The organism is Erwinia pyrifoliae DSM 12163 (assembly GCF_000026985.1).
Lineage (GTDB): Bacteria > Pseudomonadota > Gammaproteobacteria > Enterobacterales > Enterobacteriaceae > Erwinia > Erwinia pyrifoliae.
In genome coordinates this window covers 2,411,681-2,431,398 of sequence record NC_017390.1, presented here as the reverse complement: position 1 = coordinate 2,431,398, position 19,718 = coordinate 2,411,681, and the positions used below count along the sequence as shown (strand labels likewise).

The window sequence follows — 19,718 nt, the reverse complement described above, 5'->3', positions numbered from 1 at the left end:
CTTCGTGGGGCTTTTCGCCTTTGAGCAGACGCCCGGGTGGCATATTAACGCTGCGCTTTTCCGGAGAACAGAAAACGCAGCAGCGGAATACGCAGGTGGATTTCGTACAGCAGAAAAGCGAGACCAAAGACAAACACCAGACCGGCGAAGAACCCGACGGTGTTATTGCCTATCTCGTTGACAAAAAGAATGCCGTAGAGAATGGTCAACGGGTGATGCACCAGATAAATAAACAGCGAGGCGTTAACCAGATATTTCACGCGCGGTGAGTGTGAGTTCAGCAGGCGATGACCGAATGAAAACACTACGTTGATCATCCACAACCCCATCAGCATCGATACCACTGCATCAATTTCGTACAGCCAGCCGCCGCCATGACTCAACGTCTGATTGGCGACATAAGCAGCGAATGCCAGGGCGGAACCGACAAAGACCCGGGGAGCCGGATGAACAAACAGCGCTTTAATGGCGGGATATTTCCATGCCATTGCCCCCAGTACAAAGAACGGCAGGTAAAACAGCGTCTGCATCACCGCGATACTGAACAGAGCATCGCCAAGGATCGACGGGGCGCAGACAAACATCACCCGACGGAAAATCGCCCAAGCCAGGCCGTAAAGCAGTAACCAGAGGGTAAGTTGGCCCCAGCTTATCTCGGAATAATCTGATTTTTCTCCTTTACTGTTGCGCAGCACGGTAAAAATCCAAAAACCGGCGAGCGTCAGCAGCACCAGCACTAACAGGAACCAGAGATGGGAAACCAGGTCCCATACCAGCGCATTATAGCGCTGATATAGCGTCATGCTGGCCCAGTCCCCGATTTTGCTGGTCCACTCTTTAAGCATAAAAAATTGCGGCAGGGTGACTAGCGGTATCGCGGCCAGCAGCGGGATGCCAACCCGCTCCACGCGCACCTTCAGCCATTCAGAAGGGCGGTAACGCAGGAAAAGCATGTAGGAAAAATAGCCAGAAATCACAAAGAATACCTGCATACGAAAAGCATGGATGAATTCATTCAGCAACGTCAGCCACTCAGACGGCGAGCTGCTGTTAACCGACCAGCTTTGTGCGGAATAAATCAACGAAACATGAAATGGCACGCCTAATAGCATCAGCCAGGCGCGAATCGAATCGAGGTAGTGCTCTCTCTGCTGTGTTTCTTTAGTCATAAATTTCCGTTATTCAACACGTTATACTTTCGGTGGATCCTTGAGCAGCCTAAAGCTTACCGCTTACTTTAACCGTAAGAATAAGCGTATACTATCAGCCGAATCTGTTTCCGTTAAACGCTTGAGAATCGTATGCTTAGCGAATCAGATTATCGGAACAAAAACGCGCTCATGCTGTCGGAATGCCAGATTATCCTTTAAGATGAATTAATTGTTTTAAGCACCCGAAATGGGGGGGATGTACGAATTAAAATGAACAATAAACCAAAACTCTTGCAATTGCGCTGGGTTGGCGCCGCCGTTTTACTTTCAATGTATGCCAACAGCAGTTGGGCTTTCAACATTGATGATGTGGCAAAACAGGCGAAAGATTTAGCTGGGAAGGGCTTTGAAGCGCCCAAAAGCAATCTGCCATCACAGCTGCGTGAAATGAAATACGCCGATTACCAGCAAATCCAGTTCAATCATGATAAAGCTTACTGGAACAAACTGAAGACCCCTTTCAAACTTGAATTCTACCATCAGGGTATGTACTTCGATACGCCGGTACGGCTCAATGAAGTGACTGCCAACAGCGTGCGCGAAATCAAATATTCTCCCGAATACTTCAACTTCGGTAACGTCAAACACGACGCGGATACGCTGAAAAACCTCGGTTTTGCGGGTTTCAAGGTGCTTTACCCGTTGAACAGCAAAGACAAGAGAGATGAAATCACCAGTTTTCTTGGTGCAAGCTACTTCCGCGTGATTGGTGCCGGACAGGTTTACGGACTTTCCGCCCGTGGTCTGGCAATAGATACCGCACTGCCTTCTGGCGAAGAATTCCCGCGCTTCAAACAGTTCTGGATTGAGCGCCCTAAACCGCAGGATAACCATCTGGTCATCTATGCGCTGCTTGACTCGCCGCGCGCGACCGGAGCGTATCGCTTCCTGATTACCCCGGGCCAGGAAAGCACTGTTGACGTGCAGTCTAAGGTTTATCTGCGCGATAACGTTGGAAAACTGGGCGTTGCGCCGTTAACCAGCATGTTTCTGTTCGGCGCTAATCAGCCTTCCCCGCAGACCAACTTCCGGCCGGCGCTGCATGATTCGAACGGCCTGTCGATTCATGCCGGTAATGGCGAGTGGATCTGGCGTCCGCTGAATAATCCGAAACATCTGGCGGTCAGTACCTTCACCGTCGAGAACCCACGCGGTTTCGGCCTGCTGCAACGCGGTCGTGGTTTCGATAACTATCAGGATCTGGATGACCGTTACGACTTGCGCCCCAGCGGCTGGATAGAACCGCAGGGCGATTGGGGTAAAGGGCGCGTTGAACTGGTTGAAATCCCCACGGCTGACGAAACCAACGACAATATCGTGGCATTCTGGTCGCCGGAAAGCCTGCCTGAACCGGGTAAAGAGATGAAGTTTGCCTATCGTTTGCACTTTACCCGTGACGAGAGCCAGCTGCATTCACCGGAAACGGCGTTCGTGAAAAGCACGCTGCGTTCAATCGGGGATGTTAAGCAGTCCAACCTGGTACGTCAGCCGGACGGCACTGTTGCCTTTGTCGTCGATTTCGTTGGCCCGGAGATGAGTAAACTGCCTGAAAACACCCCGGTGACACCACAAGTCAGCATTGGTAATAATGGTGAACTGGTGGAAAACAGCGTTCGCTATAACCCGGTAACACAAGGCTGGCGTCTGGTGCTGCGTATGCGCATCAAAGACGCCAAACAACCTACGGAAATGCGTGCTGCACTGGTAAACGGTGACAAAACGCTGACGGAAACCTGGAGCAATCAGTTGCCTGCCAATGAATAAGTCTACCGTAATACCCGCTGAATATATTGATGCGCTGCCCCTTTCCCCTGAAAGAAAAGGGGCGCTGCGTGACGCGCTGCCGGCTAACCCGGAAGAGACCTTCAGCCAGCTGCATCACCAGCTGGCTGAACGTGCTGCGGGCGAAAAGCGCGCCGACGATGCGCCGCAGCAGTCGGTGAAAGCACGTATCGAAATGAGCTGGCCTGAATCGATCGACAAGGGCCATCAGTTCGACCAGGATGCGCTGGAACGAACCACGCTGAAAGCGATGCCGGAGCACACCCGTTCTTCGATGTATCCTGAAGAGTGGCGTACTAACCCGGTGGCTCGTGCGTGGGACGCAGTACGCGGGCGTAAAAGTACCCCGCGCTACGCCAGCAAAGAAGAGCAAAAGAGGGAGGATAAATGGCGTCACGTTGGCTCTATTCGTCGCTACATCTTGCTGTTTCTGACCCTCTTTCAGACGGTGGTGGCGACCTGGTACATGAAGACCATCCTGCCATACCAGGGCTGGGCGCTCATCGACCCGATGGAGATGATCAACCAAAACTGGCAGCAGTCGGTACTGCAAATTCTGCCTTATGTGTTGCAGACCGGGATCCTGTTCCTGTTCGCCGTGCTGTTTTGCTGGGTGTCTGCCGGGTTCTGGACGGCGCTGATGGGCTTCCTGCAGCTGCTGATCGGTAAGGATAAATACAGTATTTCTTACCTGACCAGCGGCGATGAGCCGATTAACCCGGAACATCGCACGGCGCTCATCATGCCAATCTGTAACGAAGACGTAGAGCGTGTGTTTGCCGGCCTGCGTGCCACCTGGGAATCGGTGGTTCGTACCGGTGAGCAGGCGAACTATGACGTGTATATTCTCAGTGACAGTTACAACCCGGATATCGTCATGGCCGAGCAAAAGGCCTGGATGGAACTGGTGCGTGATGTGGGCGGGGAAGGGCGCATTTTCTATCGCCGCCGCCGCCGCCGCGTAAAGCGTAAATCCGGTAACATCGATGACTTCTGCCGCCGCTGGGGCAGCCAGTACAGCTACATGGTGGTTCTGGATGCGGATAGCGTCATGAGCGGCGGCTGCCTGAATGGCCTGGTACGCATGATGGAAGCCAACCCGAATGCGGGTATTATCCAGTCATCGCCGAAGGCATCGGGTATGGACACGCTGTATGCACGCTGTCAGCAGTTTGCTACCCGCGTCTACGGGCCGCTGTTTACCGCCGGTCTGCATTTCTGGCAGTTGGGTGAGTCGCATTACTGGGGCCACAACGCCATTATTCGCGTTAAGCCGTTTATAGAGCATTGCGCGCTGGCTCCGCTGCCGGGTGAGGGTTCCTTTGCCGGTTCCATCCTCTCGCACGACTTTGTCGAAGCCGCGCTGATGCGTCGTGCCGGCTGGGGCGTGTGGATCGCTTATGATTTGCCCGGCTCCTATGAGGAGCTGCCGCCAAACCTGCTGGATGAGCTGAAGCGTGACCGCCGCTGGTGCCACGGTAACCTGATGAACTTCCGTCTGTTCCTGGTGAAAGGTATGCACCCGGTTCACCGTGCGGTATTCCTGACCGGCGTAATGTCCTATCTGTCTGCGCCGCTGTGGTTTATGTTCCTGGCGTTATCAACCGCTTTGCAGGTGGTGCACACGTTGACGGAGCCGCAGTACTTCCTGCAACCGCGCCAGCTGTTTCCGGTGTGGCCGCAGTGGCGGCCTGAACTGGCCATCGCACTGTTCTCCACCACGCTGGTTCTGCTGTTCCTGCCGAAGTTGTTGAGCATCATACTGGTTTGGTGCAAAGGGGCGAAACCCTATGGCGGCGCGCTGCGCGTACTGACTTCTCTGTGTCTGGAGATGCTGTTCTCGGTGCTGTTGGCACCGGTACGTATGCTGTTCCACACCGTCTTTGTGGTTAGCGCATTCCTCGGCTGGGAAGTGGTATGGAACTCACCGCAGCGTGATGATGATGCCACGCCGTGGGGCGAAGCGTTTAAGCGCCACGGTTCGCAAATGTTGCTTGGCCTGGTCTGGGCTGGTGGCATGGGCTGGCTGGATCTTAATTTCCTGTGGTGGCTGTCACCCATCGTCTTCTCGCTGATCCTGTCACCGTTTGTTTCGGTTTTGTCCAGCCGTCGTAGTCTTGGTCAGGCATCTAAACGTGGCAAGCTGTTCCTGATACCGGAAGAGTACCAGCCGCCGCAAGAGCTGCTGGACACCGACCGCTACGTGGAGCTTAACCGCGAGCGCGCGCTGCAAGATGGCTTTATGCATGCCGTATTCCATCCGTCGTTCAACGCGCTGGCAAGCGCGATGGCAACATCGCGTCACTTGCACAGTGACATCCTTGACTTCGCCCGCGACCGGCGCGTAGAGCAGGCGTTGAGCGGGTCGCCGGCTGAGCTGGATCGCGATAGTCGCCTGGCGTTGCTAAGCGATCCGGTTACGCTGTCGCGCATGCATTATCGTTTGTGGCAGAACGCCGACAAGTACCATGACTGGGCAGATTATTACCACACGCTGAAACTGAATCCGCTGGCGCTGAACAACGCGAAATAACGCCGAGGTGATCCATCGCGCCAGCACGCGACAGCCGGGACAAACGTCCCGGCTTTTTTTATTTATTTTTTGCACCTGCGCTGATGGCATATTCACCAGCAGACGCTAGAATAGCGTGCTTTAATGTCGGAAAATCTGGGGGCTAAGCGGTGACAAAGATGATACGCGCAGTGGTAACAGGGTTTAGCATCCTGTTATTGAGCGGCTGTGGCAGCATTATCAGCAGAACCCTACCCGGACAGGGGCAGGGTAACCAATATTACCCCGGCGTGCAGTGGGATGTGCGCGACAAGCCGTGGCGTTTTATCGCTATTATTGACCTGCCGCTATCGCTGGTGGTTGATACGCTGTTGTTGCCGGTGGATGCGCATCACGGGCCATACGAATAATTCGCCAGCCGGTTCAGAGCAGGTTATCAGACTCGCTGTTATCATCTTCCCACTCTTCAGCTGCCGCCTTACCCTCTTCGCTATCACCAGGGGGTTCCAGCTGGAATTCGCCGTCGTCCCATTCGTGCAGGGTGTTTTCCGGCAGCCACTCCCGACGCAGCTCCACCTCATCAAAGTCGCCATCAAATATCGCCTGTGCGGCTTCACCGCTGCGCGACGCCGGGCATTCACCTTCGTCGCCCTCGTCGGTGAGGAATTCGGCCTGCCACATGATGTCGCCATCCTGCATCACGTATTTTTGCAGGTTGAACTGGCTAACTGAAGCTTCATCCTCTTCCTGTTCCGGGTTGGCAGCCAGGTACTCCTCGCGTGCGGCATCAATGGCTTCTTCCAGCGTGGCATAAAGGTTCATCGTTATCTCCGTGGTGTGAATAACTAAAGGGTAATTGTTGTCGCTATACGTAAAGTTGCAAGGGCGAGGCAACAAAATATCTGTTTGAAGACCACAGAATGTTAAATGCGATGGTGTGGCAAAAGAAACAAGCGCAGTGCGGACGTAACCTTGAGGCAGGCCGGAGAACCGGCCTGATGCAAATCAGTACAGGGCTGGATGGCCTTCAGGACGGGTCTTAAAGCGGCGGTGCAGCCACATGTACTGATCGGGAGCCATCAGTATGCCATGTTCAACAATACTGTTCATGCGCGCCGCCGTAGCCGCTTCATCGTCCAGTGGAATGCTCTGCTCTTCAGGCAGGATCACCATCTCGTAGCCTTTACCCTCTGGCAACCGGCGTGGCACGAATGGGATCACCGCCGGGTTTCCGCTGCGGATAAGCAGGTAGCTGCCTTTAGTCGATGCCGCCTGGTCAACGGCGAAAAACGGAACAAACACGCTGCTTTTTGGCCCGTAATCGTGGTCTGGCGCGTACCAAATAATATCGCCATTTTTCAATGCGCGGATCATCCCCTTTAAATCTTTGCGATCCAGCATGCTCTTATTGGAACGCATACGTCCCCACGTCTGCAACCAGTCGATCAGCGCATTATCATTCGGACGATATACGCCAATACCCGGATTATGAATGCCGAAAATACGTGCTCCCAGTTCCAGCGTCAGAAAATGCATACCGATAAGCAGTACCCCTTTCTGGTCGGCTGCGGCCTTGCTGATATGTTCTAACCCGCTAACCCGGAACCATTTTGTAATGCGCCAGTCCGGCCAGAACCAGGCCATGCCGGTTTCAATCAGTCCCATGCCAAGCGACTCAAAGTTACGCTTTACCAGCGCTTCACGCTCGGCACCGGGCATCTGTGGAAAGCACAGTTCAAGATTGCGCCGGGCAACGTCTACACGGCGTTTAAGGAAACGCATGGAGAGTCTTCCCAATCCGCAGCCAATATAATAAAGCACCGGATAAGGCAGTAAAACCATCAGCCAGAGCAGAGCCATACCCAACCAGGTAAGCCAGTAACGGGGATGCAGCAAAGCACGACTAAATTGAGGCAGCTGAGTCATGAGTTTCCAGATCGTCAAAAAAAGGAGCTATTGTGAAGCTCAAAAAAGTTTTGTTATGGCCTATTGTGCCATTATTAACAATATAATTAAAATTATCTGCTGCTAATGCATTAGTAGCGATATCTCAAGGCTGAGGACAGGGCGCGTTAACTGATGTATTATAGGCGCGCAAAAAAATTTACCCTATTTGAATTCAGGAAAGTACACCATGCCAGTGTTACATAACCTTGTTTCCAATGAAGAGTTAAAGGCGCGCATGCTTGCGGAAACCGAGCCGCGCACCACCGTCTCTTTCTATAAATATTTCACTATCCAGGATCCGCGCGCCTTTCGGGATGCCCTCTACATAGAGCTTACCCGGCTGAAGGTTTTTGGCCGTGTTTATGTGGCGGCAGAAGGGATTAACGCCCAGATCAGCGTGCCGGCAAGCCAGTATGAGCAGATGAAAAGCACCCTGTATGGTTTTCATCCGGCGCTGGACAATCTGCGCATGAACATTGCGCTGGACGATGATGGCAAATCCTTCTGGGTACTGCGCCTGAAAGTCCGCGAGCGCATTGTGGCGGACGGGATCACCGATGAGAGCTTTAATGCCAGCGATGTTGGAGCCTACCTGAAAGCGGCTGAAGTGAATGCCATGCTGGACGATCCCGACGCAGTTTTTGTCGATATGCGTAACCACTATGAATATGAAGTGGGGCATTTTGACAAGGCGTTGGAAATCCCGGCTGATACCTTCCGCGATCAGCTGCCGATGGCGGTTGATATGCTGCAGCAGGAAAAAGACAAGAAGATCGTCATGTACTGCACCGGTGGGATCCGCTGTGAAAAAGCCAGCGCCTGGATGCGTCATAACGGATTTGACAATGTTTACCACATTGAAGGCGGCATTATTGAATACGCCCGCCGTGCTCGCGAGCAGGGCTTGCCGGTGCGTTTTAAAGGAAAGAACTTTGTCTTTGACGAACGCATGGGCGAACGTATTTCCGACGAGGTTATTGCACATTGTCACCAGTGTGGTGAAAGCTGTGACAACCACGTTAACTGTCTGAATGACGGTTGCCATCTGCTGTTTATTCAGTGTCCGGCCTGTGCGGCGAAGTTTAATCACTGCTGTAGCCCGCTGTGCATGGAAGAACTGGCATTGCCGCCAGAAGAGCAGCGCGCCCGCCGGGCGGGACGTGAGAACGGGAACAAGATTTTCAATAAATCGCGTGGCCTGCTGAGCACAACGATGCATATCCCTTCTGCGAAAGAGTAATGCGCTATCTCGCCGGGATGCTTCCCGGCGAGACGATCTACGGCCGGCCTTTACTGGCGCACGCCTTCCAGTGAAATAATCAGGTCTACTTCCTGCGAAGCCGGGCCTAAATCCGTTTTGATGTTGAACGCTTTCAGCGCAATCGTGCCTTTTGCCTCGAAGCCAGCGCGGTAGCCCCCCCACGGGTCTTTGCCTTCGCCAATCAGTTTCGCCGCCAGTTTCACCGGTTTGGTGACGCCGTTCAGCGTCAGATTACCGTTAACGGTTAATCCATCACCCTCCTTCACCACGCCGGTAGAGACATAGGTCGCCTGTGGGAATTTAGCGACGTTAAGGAACTCGGCGCTGCGCAGATGCTTATCACGTTCCGCGTGGTTGGTGTCCACGCTGGCGGTATTGATAATGACATTGACCTTATCTTTGGCGGTATCGGCTTCGTCAAACGTGAACCTGCCATCGAAATCCTTAAAGCTGCCGTACAGCCAGCTATAACCCAGGTGCTTGATACGGAACTGGACAAATGCATGCTGCCCTTCCTTATCAATTTTATATTCGGCTGCGCTGGCGGTGGCTGCCGTCATGAATAGCGCGGCGGTGGTCAGGCCAAGAATCGTTTTCTTCAGCATTGCTTTCTCCTTATGAGAGGTTAGTCGATGCGGGTTCCCAGCATCCTTTTCAACGTGATGTCGCGATCGATAAAATGGTGTTTCAGTGCGGCCAGCCCGTGCAGCGCGGAAAGGATCACCACGCTCCATGCCAGCCAGAGATGGACGTCGCCGGCCAGGTCGGCCTGTTCGCCCGTCCCGCTAAACAGGGCGGGCACCGGCAGTACGCCAAATACATCGACAGGTTTGCCCTCTGCCGTAGAGATCAGATATCCGCTAAACATAATGGCGAACAGCAGGCCGTAAAGCAGCACATGGGCTGCCATTGCGCTGTGACGCACCACCGGACTGTAACTGGCAAGCGGTTTGGGTGGGGGAGAAAGGAAACGCCATATCACGCGCAGCAGCATGACGGCGAACAGCACCATGCCGATACTTTTATGCAGCTCGGGCGCCTTGTGATACCACTCGTCATAATAGCCCTGCGTGACCATCCACAGCCCGAGAGCAAACATGGCATAGACCACGGCCGCCACCAGCCAGTGCAGACCGATGCTGAATGCACCATAACGTGAAACGCTATTTTTCCACTGCATAGTAATACCCGCCTGTCATAAATTTAAACAAGACTGACCATAACTTCTGGCAAAATCAACAAATAACTTTGCAGTTTTTGGTATTTATTATCATCGTGAAATATTTTGACCAATTCTCTTTCTTTTGAACAGAAAATCAGAAAACAGACCGGTCGTAACGATAATCAGTATTGACTATGAAAGGGTTTGTGCCCGACGTGCGGGTTATTTTTATTTTTCTGATTTTTTGCACGCTTTACCGGCGACTGTCACTTTTAAGCTCTGATTTGTCAACGAATTGAAGCAGATATCGTTATGCAATTTTATGGTTTTCAGCAATCTGGTTACGATGGAGTCGCGAAAGTTTCGTCAATGATGATTTCATCGATGTGAAATATCGTAATTTTTCATTGTTTCAGCTAACGCTGCGGAAATCTTAAATATTTGCGATTTCTTGCCTGGGTTAGAGTGTGTAAATAATCACTATTATAAGATTTACTTTTAATGACACGCTAATGTGCTGTGCTATCGCTTTCTCCGACCACTATTTCACTCATTTCAGGGCGAGGAAAGTTATCTGTGGCAACAATCGGGAGCGCTAATGGGCGATACGTCAGCGGGGCAGCAGCCTCAAAAACAACATTTCTGGAACAAAAACAAGCCGGCCAGCCAGGAACTCCACATTGACGACATCACGATTGTTGATAACTCGATGCTGAAACGCGCTGTCGGTGCCGCCGCGCTCGGTAATGCGATGGAGTGGTTCGATTTCGGCGTGTACAGCTATCTTGCCGTCACTATCGGCAAGGTGTTTTTCCCCGGCGGCAGCCCGGCGGCACAGCTGCTGGCTACTTTTGGTGCCTTCGCCGCCGCGTTCCTGGTGCGCCCGGTCGGTGGACTGGTCGTCGGGCCGCTTGGTGACCGCATTGGGCGTCAGAAAGTACTGGCGATCACCATGATGATGATGTCGATTGGCACCTTCTGTATCGGGATTATTCCCGGGTATCATTCGATAGGGATTATGGCACCGGTACTGCTGCTGCTGGCACGTTTGTTACAGCGGTTCTCAACCGGTGGCGAATACGGCGGAGCGGCAACCTTTATCGCCGAGTACTCAACCGATGAACGCCGTGGCTTTATGGGAAGTCAAGCTGCGTATGCGCCGTAAAAAAGCGGCTCCGGCGGCAGAATAAAGAGCGACCCACTGCACAATGGCTCAGAGGACGAGCCATTGTGCCTTTGGCCGGTTATGCATCTGGCGCAAAGCGTGACAGCGAAAATGGCGTTAAATCAAATTCGCTCTGTTTCTCCTGAGCAAACTGCGCCGCAATCTCCCCCAGCACGCTGGCGAATTTAAAACCGTGGCCGCTTAACCCGCTTATCACCATGCGGTCAGGTTCATCCGGCAAGGTATCGATAATAAAATCGCCGTCCGGTGAGTTATCGTAGGTACAGGATTCGCCCCGCAGACAAACCCCCACGCCCGGCAGAAACTGGCGTATAAAAGTTAACAGTTCGCTGCCATCGGACGCCAGGCTGCCGAAGGGTTTACGCCCGACGGGCGAATCGATTGGCTGGCCGCCCTCATGCTTGCCCATCTTGATGGCGTTGTTATCGGCGGGAAAACCGTAATAGTGATTGCCGTCCGGCATCTGCACGGCAAATGCCGGGAATTGATTGTTTTCACTGTAGCGGCCGTCCGCCTGGTGCCAGGCAAAAACTTTGCGCATCGGGTTGATGGGTAGCCGGGGGCAGAGCGTTTTCACCCAGGTACCGGCGCTGAGCAAAAGCTTTTTCGCCTGATAAACGCCGTCTGCCGTGGTCACGGTCTGCAGGCCGTTCTGCGTTTCGATATGGGTAACCGGGCAGTTAAACAGCTGTGCGCATCCTGCCTCTTGCGCCATACGGATCCAGCTTTTGACCGCGATTTCTGCTTTCAGATAGCCAGCGGCGGGTTCAAACACGCCGATGTAGCCTTTTGGTACGGCGAACTGCGGCCAGCGCTGCACGATCCCGGCATCATCAAGGATTTGCACTTCCAGTTGGAATTGCTCCGCAGTGCGTTTCACGTTGTGGATAAATTCTGAGTGGTGCGGCGCAAGGTTGAGCACGCCGCTGCGCTGCATAACGCGTTCACCGCTCTCCTGCTCCAGCTGGTGCCAAAGCTGACGGGCGCGCAATATCATTGGCACATAGTCAGCCCCCTCGCCGTAAGCGTAACGTATCAGACGGCTTTCACCATGATGGCTGCCTTCACGGTGCGGCGGATGGTGGGCATCTATCATCAGCACTTTCAACCCTGCCTGAGTGGCGTACCATCCGGCGGCGGCGCCCACGGAGCCGCTGCCAACCACAATCAAATCGTAAACCATTGATATCAACCTTAGTAATGGATGCAATTCAGGCAGAATAACAAATTATCACGGGCATGAAAAAGGCACCTTTATGAGGTGCCTTTGAGAAACCGGATCGGTTGATTTAATGCTTCTTGTAGTCACGATCCTGGTAGTCGGTGGCTTCTATTTTGGCAATGCCAGCTTCGAGAATAGAGATAAATTGCCTGGCAACATCGGTAGTCAGCCAGTAGGTCTGGCCTACTTCGGCTTCATCAGTTTGCTGTTGGTTGGAAGACAGCGAATGCAAACGGATCATCATGGCATCATAGCTGTCTACGGTACTGATATCCCACCCGATGAGGGGATGTGTCTGGATGACATCTTTGTTACTGTCCATTATAACCCCCTTATTACTCGTGAATGATGACAACGAAGTGATTTTTATCGAGGTTCAATGCGGCTTTTTTCCTGGAGCCAACTGATTATAACAGCAGTTCTATTCGCGCGCAGGATTTAACGTTAGCGCTGCATTTATCGGCTGCGTCTGGTGCAAATAAAACATCAGCGCATCCTCTTATGATAAATAACGGCATTATGCAGATGTTACTATCAGATTAAACTGATACTGGAACTGGGCGGGCTATCCGTTGCTGATGGGAATCAGAGGGTATGGGCGATCCGGTCAGGGAAAGCGGGGGCTGCTTGTCCGGGTTGAAACGGTATCCCAGCAATGTGACTGCCGCTGTTGAATCACTGACAGCATGATGAAAACCTGCTGGATAACCTGTCGGTCCCGTCAACGATTTATTTCTGCCGTTTTAACTGCCCGGTTTTAGCAACAAAATGACATAAAAAAGCCGGAAGGCGTTTCCGGCAAAGTTGACACAATTTTAGCAATACGGCCTTTAATCTGTCATAAACCAGTCGTCTGCGCTCTCCCATGTTTCCTGTAAAATATGGGTAATCTGATCCTTTGCGTCTTTCCCTCCTCCCATCACCGTCAGGTTATTGGCGCTGGCGTAGCGTACCGAAATGGTATTGCTGCCATCAGGGAAATGCCTATCAATCCGTTTGGTTAACTCCAGCGTAAGCGCATCAATAGCGCCGGCAGGCAGGGAAGTGGTTTTTGCTACAGTGACTTCAATACGCATGATAGCCTCCGGTTGAATAACTGTAAATATATACAGTTATTCCTCTGGGGGCAATCACTATTAAGAGGTTAAATGCTTACCCGCCAGTTCAGCGTTTCACCGGCAAGGAACGGCACCACGCGATGGCCATCACTGCCGACCGCAATGCTTGCCGGCACCGTCCAGGGTTGACGCAGCAGCGTCACCTCACCGTCATTGAGCGGCAGCCCGTAGAAGCGCGGGCCGTTTTCAGAGCAAAAGGCGGCAAAATGCCCCAGTGCACCCATTTCTTCGAATACCGTAGCGTAGGCGGCCAGCATCGACGGAGCGTTAAATACGCCAGCGCAGCCACAGCTGGTTTCCTTACGATCTTGTGTATGAGGCGCGGTGTCGGTACCGAGGAAGAAACGCGGATGACCGCTGGCAGCGGCATCACGCAGCGCCTGCTGGTGAATATTCCGTTTGAGAATCGGCAGGCAATAGAGATGCGGGCGAATACCGCCAACCAGCATATGATTACGGTTAAACATCAGGTGCTGTGGCGTAATGGTGGCCGCAAGGTATTCGTTCCCTTCCAGCACATAAGCCGCGGCTTCCTTAGTGGTGATATGCTCGCAAACGACCTTCAGCTGCGGGAATTGCTTGCGCAGCGGGTGCAGCACGGTGTCAATAAAACGCGCTTCACGGTCAAAAATATCGATCTGCGCGTCGGTGACTTCACCGTGGATTAACAGCGGCATACCGATTTTCTGCATCCGATCCAGCACCGCAGCAATTGAGGCAATGCGGGTGACGCCGTGGGCAGAGTTAGTCGTGGCGTGCGCCGGATAGAGTTTGGCTGCGCTAAAAACGCCTTCAGCAAAGCCGGTTTCGATTTCATCCGGATCCATACCATCGGTCAGATAGCAGGTCATCAGCGGGGTGAACGCGTGGCCGGCAGGTACGGCTGCCAGGATACGCTGGCGGTAGGCGCGGGCGGCGGCTACGCTGCCGATCGGCGGTACCAGATTAGGCATCACAATGGCGCGGCCACAAATCTCACTGGTAAACGGGACGACCGCCTCCAGCATTTCTCCGTCACGCAGATGGATATGCCAGTCGTCAGGGCGACGTATAGTCAGTTGTTGGGGGGGGATGTTCATGTCATATGCTCCGGCAATAAGAGTAAGCAGGTTTCAGCCGGGTTCTAAGAATAGGGATAACGCGCCGGAATTGCATCAAATTTATGCGCGGGTGAACAGGTACGGTCAAGCCGTACCCGGCGGTTTTCACTCGGTAAATGGAATCACTAATTCACCCGGTTTAACTTCCAGTCCTTTGGCGAAGCGTTTCGCCAGCGACTCGGCTTTGCTGCGGTCGCTGCTCAGCGCCCAGGCGGGCTTCTGGTTAAAGTAACTTTTCAGCGATTGATTCAGGTAAGGCGTCAGGGTTTTCAGCACACCCTGCATTTTTTCCGGTTGAACCTGGATATCGGTCAGTTCCATGTCCTTCAGATAGACAGCCCCTTCCTGCTGATTAAATACCGGTTGGGCTTTCATGGTCAGGTTCATTTCTGCCTGCTGCGGGCCGAAAAGTGAGCTGATACTGACGTTAGCCTTGCCGGTCAACGTGACCCGGTCAGGTTCTTCGCGACCAATCTGGCTGTGCAGACTGCTCAGGGTTATATGCGCATCGACCAGCCCGGAAACGCCGATATTTTTCTCATAGCGGTTATGCTTTTCCAGCGCCTGGTTAATTTCCTGTTCACTGATGCGGTATTGGGCAATCTGGTTACAACCGCTGACCCACAGCGCTAACAGTAAAGCACTGATGGCAAAAAGGGGTTTCTTCACGATATTCCTCTGTTTCATTTCACCGCTCAATCCTGAGGGCACCAGCACATAGCATGCATCAACGCGACGCATTCGTCACCAGGAGAACGCCGGATAATGCGTAACGCAGATGAGCGGGGCCGCCGGGTGGCGGCCGGTGAGCGTCAGGATGCGACGGAGGAAAGCAGGTTGATTTGCGTCTGTTTAGCCATATTATCGCGGTAATCGGCCACCCGTGTAGGATATTCAATCCCGGCAACCAGCGACAGCGAACGCAGCAGTGGGAACAGATGAATATCGTCAAGCGATAGTTCACCGTTGACCGCATTCGGTTGCATGATCAGCTTGTCGAGTTTGCGCAGGTCATCGTTAACGTTTTTGATTAAACCGGGTGAATGTTCCTTCAGTTCGGCAAAATCACCGTAAACCCCCTGCTTTTTGTTTTTGAAATAGCCACGGGCTTGCGGAGTGGCGAACTCGGCAAACGGCGCTTCCGCCACGCGGGGAATCAACAGTTTGTTGACATAACCCCCGATGTGGCGCAGCCAGTCGGCAATCGCCGCGTTGCTACTGCCGGTGAGCAGCGGCTGGTGGTCGAGGGCATCAACGTAATGGACGATATCAAGGCTTTCTGCCATACAGCTGCCGTCATCTTTCATCAAAATGGGTGCCATTTTCTGACCAATCATTCGCTGTGGCGTGGCTTCATCGTCATTCAACATCACCACCAGCTCCAGCGGAATATTTTTCAGGCCAAAGATCATACGCGCTTTAACGCAAAACGGGCAATGTTCATAAATATAGAGTTTCAACGTTGTCTCCTTTTACCCTTACTATTGGAAGGGGATGTTGCTGATTAATCATCCGAATATCATTGATAAGTATGGAGGCGAACAGGCAGAAGGGCAAACGGAGGGGCGAAGTGTTGGCTTGTTTGCTATGTTCCGCTACTTTTCGTGCAATATTATCTCGCCGCATTTCACTCTTCCACGGCATGGCGTTTATAGTGATATATGCGGAATGATGCGCGAATAAACCCCGGTCAGCTCCGGCGCATAACGTTGATACCCGTTACAAATTTCAGGAGAAAAAATGTTTGGCTATCTTACCCACGCGCCAAAAGTGCGGTTAGCGACCGATCGCCTGGTGGTGCGTTTGATCAATGAGCGTGATGACTGGCGACTGGCTGACTACTACGCCGAAAATCGTGCTTTCCTTAAGCCCTGGGAACCGGTGCGTGACAACAGCCACTGTTATCCGTCGGGCTGGCAGACTCGTCTGGCGCTTATTGGTGATATGCACAAGCAGGGTAACGCGTGCTATTTCGCCGTGTTGGATCCACAGGAAAATGAGGTGCGCGGCGTGGCAAATTTCAGCAATATCGTGCGCGGCTCGTTCCACGCCTGCTATCTCGGCTATTCGCTGGGAGAGAAATGGCAGGGCCAGGGAATGATGTTTGAAGCGCTGCAAAGCGCTATCCGCTATATGCAGCGTCAGCAGCGGATGCACCGTATCATGGCGAATTATATGCCGCATAATCACCGCAGCGGAGCGCTACTGGCACGCCTCGGTTTTGAAAAGGAAGGGTACGCCAAAAATTATTTACTCATTGACGGATGCTGGCAGGATCATGTCCTGACGGCATTGACCTGTAACGAATGGATGCCGGAGCGGCGGGGAACGTAACACTACAATGAATAAGCTGATTTTTAACGCCGTTGAGGCGCGGGTGGTCGGGTGCCTGTTAGAGAAACAGGTGACAACTCCGGAGCAGTACCCCATGTCGCTGAACGGCGTGACCACCGCCTGCAACCAAAAATCCAATCGCGAACCGGTGATGTCGCTCAGCGACGGCGAGGTTCAGAACACCCTTGATATGCTGGTGAAAAAACACCAGCTGACGGCGCTGAATGTTGGCGGTAGCCGGGTGGTAAAATATGAACAGCGTTTCTGTAATTCGACGTTTGGTCAATTGAGGTTCAGCGCCGCCGAGGTGGCGCTGATCGCGACTCTGTTACTGCGTGGCGCGCAAACGCCGGGAGAGCTACGCATACGCAGCGCGCGCCTGCATGACTTCGCTGATACGTCTGAAGTGGAGCAAACGCTGGAGCGGCTGGCACAACATGAACATGGCCCGCTGGTGGTGCGTCTGGCACGCGAACCGGGTAAGCGCGAAAGCCGCTATATGCACCTGTTGAGCGGGGAGGTAGATGAGAACCCGCGTGCCGACAGTCTTCGTGCGGATGATAACACGGGCGAGCTGGAAGGGCGCGTGACGCAGCTGGAACAGCAGGTGGCAACGCTGCAACGGCAGATCGCCCTGCTGCTGAACAACGGGGAGGCGCAATGAGCGCAATGTGGGTGGGTATTATTGGATGTTGCCTTTTTTAGGCTACGTTTCTCTACTTTCATCCAGCGTCAAAAGAGGTAAAGGCCGCGTATTCTCATAACACGGCTGACTCAGGGTTCCGTTCAGGCAGGGCGCTCCGGGCTGGGCTGTGTGCATAATCCCCCCGTTCAGCCCGGCCGCTGCCTCTGTTGCGGTAACTATCGTTTGAGTCCAGCCCGCTATCATGTGCGCTGCTGGCAAACGCCATCCTCACATACGGCCAGCAGGCAACCAGAATAAGACCCGCGATGAAAACCACACTCATCAGGACAACGATAGCTCTCCCCATAACCCCATTCCGTGTTGTTTCACTGCGGCCTGATTGACGATAACGCCGGTTGCGCGTTCCGGATAAGCGTGGGTTGTCGACATCTTGCGCAAAAAAAAACCGCGCATAACGCTGAACATGTGCAGGGTTTAGCGTTATACGCGGGGCCTTAACCCACGCCAACATTGGCTTGCATCCTCCCCCCGGACAAAGGGTGTAACAATCGACAGTGGTTATTTCGTTCTATATCAGTAGACTATTCCCACCTTGAACTGGCCGGGCGACTCTGGCCAGAGATTGCCGCAAGCCGGAACTCCCGGATATCAAAATCAGGAAACACATGAACCTGTTGAAATCACTGGCAGCGGTCAGCTCCATGACCCTGTTTTCGCGCGTGCTGGGCTTTGCCCGCGATGCGATTGTGGCGCGCGTATTTGGTGCCGGCATGGCGACCGATGCCTTTTTCGTGGCCTTCAAACTGCCTAATCTGCTGCGCCGTATCTTTGCCGAAGGCGCTTTTTCCCAAGCCTTTGTGCCGATCCTCGCCGAATATAAAAGTAAGCAGGGAGAAGAAGCGACGAAAGTCTTTGTCGCCTATGTCTCCGGACTGCTGACGTTGATACTGGCGATAGTCACGGTGCTGGGGATGCTTGCCGCCCCTTGGGTGATCGCCCTCACCGCGCCCGGCTTTACCGACACCGCAGACAAGTTTGCGCTGACTTCGGCGCTGCTGCGCGTGACGTTTCCCTATATCCTGCTGATTTCTTTAGCATCACTGGCGGGAGCCATCCTCAACACCTGGAACCGTTTTTCCGTCCCGGCGTTTGCGCCGACATTGCTGAATGTCAGCATGATTGGCTTCGCGCTGTTTGCCGCACCGCATTTTCACCCACCGGTGATGGCGCTTGCCTGGGCGGTGGTGGCGGGTGGCGTGCTGCAACTGGGCTATCAGCTGCCGCATTTGAAAAAGATTGGCCTGCTGGTGTTACCGCGCCTGAATCTGCGTGATGCCGGCGTGTGGCGCGTGATGCGTCAGATGGGGCCTGCCATCCTCGGCGTCTCCGTCAGCCAGATATCCCTGATCGTCAACACGATTTTTGCCTCTTTCCTCGTTTCCGGCTCGGTGTCGTGGATGTATTACGCCGATCGGCTGATGGAGTTTCCATCCGGTGTGCTGGGGGTAGCGCTGGGCACCATCCTGCTGCCGTCGCTGGCAAAAAGTTTTGCCAGCGGTAACCAGATTGAGTATTCGCGGCTGATGGACTGGGGGCTGCGTCTCTGCTTCCTGCTGGCGTTGCCGAGCGCGGTGGCACTGGGGATCCTGGCTAAGCCGCTCACCGTTGCCCTGTTTCAGTACGGCAAATTCTCCGCCTTTGATGCGGCGATGACCCAGCGAGCGCTGGTGGCTTATTCGGTCGGTCTGATGGGGCTGATTGTGGTGAAGGTGCTGGCGCCGGGCTTCTATTCCCGCCAGGACATTAAAACCCCGGTGAAAATCGCCCTCTTTACGCTGTTGGCCACCCAGGTGATGAACCTGGCGTTTATTGGCCCGCTAAAACATGCCGGGCTGGCGTTGTCCATCGGGCTGGCAGCCTGTCTTAACGCCGCGCTGCTTTACTGGCAGCTGCGCAAGCAGGACATCTTCCAGCCGCAGCCGGGCTGGTTAAGCTTCCTGCTGCGCCTGCTGGCTGCCGTGCTGGCGATGGCCGCCGCGCTGGTGGGCATGCTTTATCTGATGCCGGACTGGGCGAACGGAAATATGTTGTCGCGCCTGCTGCGACTGGCTGCGGTGTGCGCCGTTGGCGGCGGCGTCTATTTTGCCGTACTGGGCGTATCAGGGTTCCGCCCGCGCGACTTTGCCCGCCGAAGCCAAATCTGAACGGAAAAAACCCCGCTGCCGGCAGCGGGGGTG

At 53.8% G+C, this 19,718-nt stretch carries 18 protein-coding genes and 1 pseudogene; 8 read left to right on the top strand and 11 right to left on the bottom strand.

Annotation, left to right across the window (positions count from 1 at the left end; translation table 11 throughout):
- Positions 1 to 44 precede the first annotated feature (44 nt).
- Positions 45 to 1,169, bottom strand: coding sequence for a glucans biosynthesis protein MdoC (gene mdoC / locus EPYR_RS10990; RefSeq protein ID WP_012668479.1), 1,125 nt, complete (start codon positions 1,167 to 1,169; stop codon positions 45 to 47).
- Between the two features lie 252 nt (positions 1,170 to 1,421).
- On the opposite strand from mdoC, the gene EPYR_RS10985 reads away from it, so the two are divergent.
- The 3 genes from EPYR_RS10985 to EPYR_RS10975 all read left to right on the top strand — a co-directional run bounded on the left by EPYR_RS10985 (position 1,422) and on the right by EPYR_RS10975 (position 5,915).
- Positions 1,422 to 2,975: a glucan biosynthesis protein G gene (locus EPYR_RS10985; RefSeq protein ID WP_012668478.1), complete on the top strand. Its 1,554-nt coding sequence runs from the start codon at positions 1,422 to 1,424 to the stop codon at positions 2,973 to 2,975.
- Complete coding sequence (mdoH, locus tag EPYR_RS10980) at positions 2,968 to 5,526, top strand: glucans biosynthesis glucosyltransferase MdoH (RefSeq protein ID WP_012668477.1); 2,559 nt, start codon at positions 2,968 to 2,970, stop codon at positions 5,524 to 5,526. The genes EPYR_RS10985 and mdoH overlap by 8 nt, the downstream gene beginning before the upstream one ends.
- A gap of 158 nt (positions 5,527 to 5,684) precedes the next feature.
- On the top strand, positions 5,685 to 5,915 hold the full coding sequence (locus EPYR_RS10975) for a YceK/YidQ family lipoprotein (RefSeq protein WP_012668476.1): 231 nt from the start codon (positions 5,685 to 5,687) through the stop codon (positions 5,913 to 5,915).
- 13 nt (positions 5,916 to 5,928) lie between these two features.
- Here the strand turns inward: EPYR_RS10975 and EPYR_RS10970 are convergent, their stop codons facing one another.
- A complete protein-coding gene (locus tag EPYR_RS10970; RefSeq protein WP_012668475.1) occupies positions 5,929 to 6,327 on the bottom strand; it encodes a MysB family protein in 399 nt (132 codons plus the stop codon).
- A gap of 183 nt (positions 6,328 to 6,510) precedes the next feature.
- Positions 6,511 to 7,431, bottom strand: a complete 921-nt coding sequence (locus EPYR_RS10965; protein WP_012668474.1) for a Kdo(2)-lipid IV(A) acyltransferase — start codon at positions 7,429 to 7,431, stop codon at positions 6,511 to 6,513.
- A gap of 208 nt (positions 7,432 to 7,639) precedes the next feature.
- Between EPYR_RS10965 and trhO the strand changes: the two genes are divergently transcribed.
- Positions 7,640 to 8,692: an oxygen-dependent tRNA uridine(34) hydroxylase TrhO gene (trhO, locus tag EPYR_RS10960; protein ID WP_012668473.1), complete on the top strand. Its 1,053-nt coding sequence runs from the start codon at positions 7,640 to 7,642 to the stop codon at positions 8,690 to 8,692.
- Positions 8,693 to 8,742: 50 nt separating this feature from the next.
- On the opposite strand, the gene EPYR_RS10955 is transcribed toward trhO, so the two are convergent.
- Together EPYR_RS10955 and EPYR_RS10950 are read right to left on the bottom strand one after the other, a co-directional pair.
- Positions 8,743 to 9,315 carry a YceI family protein gene (locus tag EPYR_RS10955; protein ID WP_162013510.1) on the bottom strand — a complete coding sequence of 191 codons (573 nt, stop codon included), beginning with the start codon at positions 9,313 to 9,315 and terminating at the stop codon, positions 8,743 to 8,745.
- A gap of 23 nt (positions 9,316 to 9,338) precedes the next feature.
- The gene (locus tag EPYR_RS10950) at positions 9,339 to 9,893 is read right to left on the bottom strand and encodes a cytochrome b (protein WP_012668471.1); all 555 of its coding nucleotides are present in this window, start codon (positions 9,891 to 9,893) and stop codon (positions 9,339 to 9,341) included.
- Positions 9,894 to 10,473: 580 nt separating this feature from the next.
- Here EPYR_RS10950 and EPYR_RS10945 point away from each other — a divergent pair.
- A pseudogene (locus EPYR_RS10945) lies at positions 10,474 to 11,019 on the top strand (MFS transporter); the annotation flags it as partial.
- 100 nt (positions 11,020 to 11,119) lie between these two features.
- Here EPYR_RS10945 and solA read toward each other — a convergent pair.
- The 6 genes from solA to grxB all read right to left on the bottom strand — a co-directional run bounded on the left by solA (position 11,120) and on the right by grxB (position 15,961).
- Positions 11,120 to 12,244 carry an N-methyl-L-tryptophan oxidase gene (gene solA / locus EPYR_RS10940; RefSeq protein WP_012668469.1) on the bottom strand — a complete coding sequence of 375 codons (1,125 nt, stop codon included), beginning with the start codon at positions 12,242 to 12,244 and terminating at the stop codon, positions 11,120 to 11,122.
- A 106-nt stretch (positions 12,245 to 12,350) separates the two neighbouring features.
- Positions 12,351 to 12,605 (bottom strand): biofilm formation regulator BssS, encoded by a 255-nt coding sequence (bssS, locus tag EPYR_RS10935; protein WP_012668468.1) that lies wholly within the window; start codon positions 12,603 to 12,605, stop codon positions 12,351 to 12,353.
- A 508-nt stretch (positions 12,606 to 13,113) separates the two neighbouring features.
- Positions 13,114 to 13,359 carry a DNA damage-inducible protein I gene (dinI, locus tag EPYR_RS10930; RefSeq protein ID WP_012668467.1) on the bottom strand — a complete coding sequence of 82 codons (246 nt, stop codon included), beginning with the start codon at positions 13,357 to 13,359 and terminating at the stop codon, positions 13,114 to 13,116.
- Between the two features lie 68 nt (positions 13,360 to 13,427).
- Complete coding sequence (pyrC, locus tag EPYR_RS10925) at positions 13,428 to 14,480, bottom strand: dihydroorotase (RefSeq protein ID WP_012668466.1); 1,053 nt, start codon at positions 14,478 to 14,480, stop codon at positions 13,428 to 13,430.
- Between the two features lie 126 nt (positions 14,481 to 14,606).
- On the bottom strand, positions 14,607 to 15,170 hold the full coding sequence (locus tag EPYR_RS10920) for a lipoprotein (protein ID WP_012668465.1): 564 nt from the start codon (positions 15,168 to 15,170) through the stop codon (positions 14,607 to 14,609).
- 143 nt (positions 15,171 to 15,313) lie between these two features.
- Positions 15,314 to 15,961, bottom strand: coding sequence for a glutaredoxin 2 (gene grxB / locus EPYR_RS10915; RefSeq protein WP_012668464.1), 648 nt, complete (start codon positions 15,959 to 15,961; stop codon positions 15,314 to 15,316).
- A 280-nt stretch (positions 15,962 to 16,241) separates the two neighbouring features.
- Here grxB and rimJ point away from each other — a divergent pair, with 280 nt between their 5' ends.
- The 3 genes from rimJ (at position 16,242) to murJ (ending at position 19,685) form a co-directional block, all read left to right on the top strand.
- Positions 16,242 to 16,835 (top strand): ribosomal protein S5-alanine N-acetyltransferase, encoded by a 594-nt coding sequence (rimJ, locus tag EPYR_RS10910; RefSeq protein WP_012668462.1) that lies wholly within the window; start codon positions 16,242 to 16,244, stop codon positions 16,833 to 16,835.
- A gap of 7 nt (positions 16,836 to 16,842) precedes the next feature.
- On the top strand, positions 16,843 to 17,499 hold the full coding sequence (locus EPYR_RS10905; protein WP_012668461.1) for a DUF480 domain-containing protein: 657 nt from the start codon (positions 16,843 to 16,845) through the stop codon (positions 17,497 to 17,499).
- Between the two features lie 647 nt (positions 17,500 to 18,146).
- The gene (gene murJ / locus EPYR_RS10895) at positions 18,147 to 19,685 is read left to right on the top strand and encodes a murein biosynthesis integral membrane protein MurJ (RefSeq protein ID WP_012668459.1); all 1,539 of its coding nucleotides are present in this window, start codon (positions 18,147 to 18,149) and stop codon (positions 19,683 to 19,685) included.
- The last annotated feature ends 33 nt before the right edge of the window (positions 19,686 to 19,718 follow it).

Coding starts and splice junctions, on each gene's coding strand:
- mdoC (WP_012668479.1), bottom strand. CDS start 1,169: ATGACTAAAGAAACACAGCAGAGAGAGCACTACCTCGATTCGATTCGC.
- EPYR_RS10985 (WP_012668478.1), top strand. CDS start 1,422: ATGAACAATAAACCAAAACTCTTGCAATTGCGCTGGGTTGGCGCCGCC.
- mdoH (WP_012668477.1), top strand. CDS start 2,968: ATGAATAAGTCTACCGTAATACCCGCTGAATATATTGATGCGCTGCCC.
- EPYR_RS10975 (WP_012668476.1), top strand. CDS start 5,685: ATGATACGCGCAGTGGTAACAGGGTTTAGCATCCTGTTATTGAGCGGC.
- EPYR_RS10970 (WP_012668475.1), bottom strand. CDS start 6,327: ATGAACCTTTATGCCACGCTGGAAGAAGCCATTGATGCCGCACGCGAG.
- EPYR_RS10965 (WP_012668474.1), bottom strand. CDS start 7,431: ATGACTCAGCTGCCTCAATTTAGTCGTGCTTTGCTGCATCCCCGTTAC.
- trhO (WP_012668473.1), top strand. CDS start 7,640: ATGCCAGTGTTACATAACCTTGTTTCCAATGAAGAGTTAAAGGCGCGC.
- EPYR_RS10950 (WP_012668471.1), bottom strand. CDS start 9,893: ATGCAGTGGAAAAATAGCGTTTCACGTTATGGTGCATTCAGCATCGGT.
- solA (WP_012668469.1), bottom strand. CDS start 12,244: ATGGTTTACGATTTGATTGTGGTTGGCAGCGGCTCCGTGGGCGCCGCC.
- bssS (WP_012668468.1), bottom strand. CDS start 12,605: ATGGACAGTAACAAAGATGTCATCCAGACACATCCCCTCATCGGGTGG.
- dinI (WP_012668467.1), bottom strand. CDS start 13,359: ATGCGTATTGAAGTCACTGTAGCAAAAACCACTTCCCTGCCTGCCGGC.
- pyrC (WP_012668466.1), bottom strand. CDS start 14,480: ATGAACATCCCCCCCCAACAACTGACTATACGTCGCCCTGACGACTGG.
- rimJ (WP_012668462.1), top strand. CDS start 16,242: ATGTTTGGCTATCTTACCCACGCGCCAAAAGTGCGGTTAGCGACCGAT.
- EPYR_RS10905 (WP_012668461.1), top strand. CDS start 16,843: ATGAATAAGCTGATTTTTAACGCCGTTGAGGCGCGGGTGGTCGGGTGC.
- murJ (WP_012668459.1), top strand. CDS start 18,147: ATGAACCTGTTGAAATCACTGGCAGCGGTCAGCTCCATGACCCTGTTT.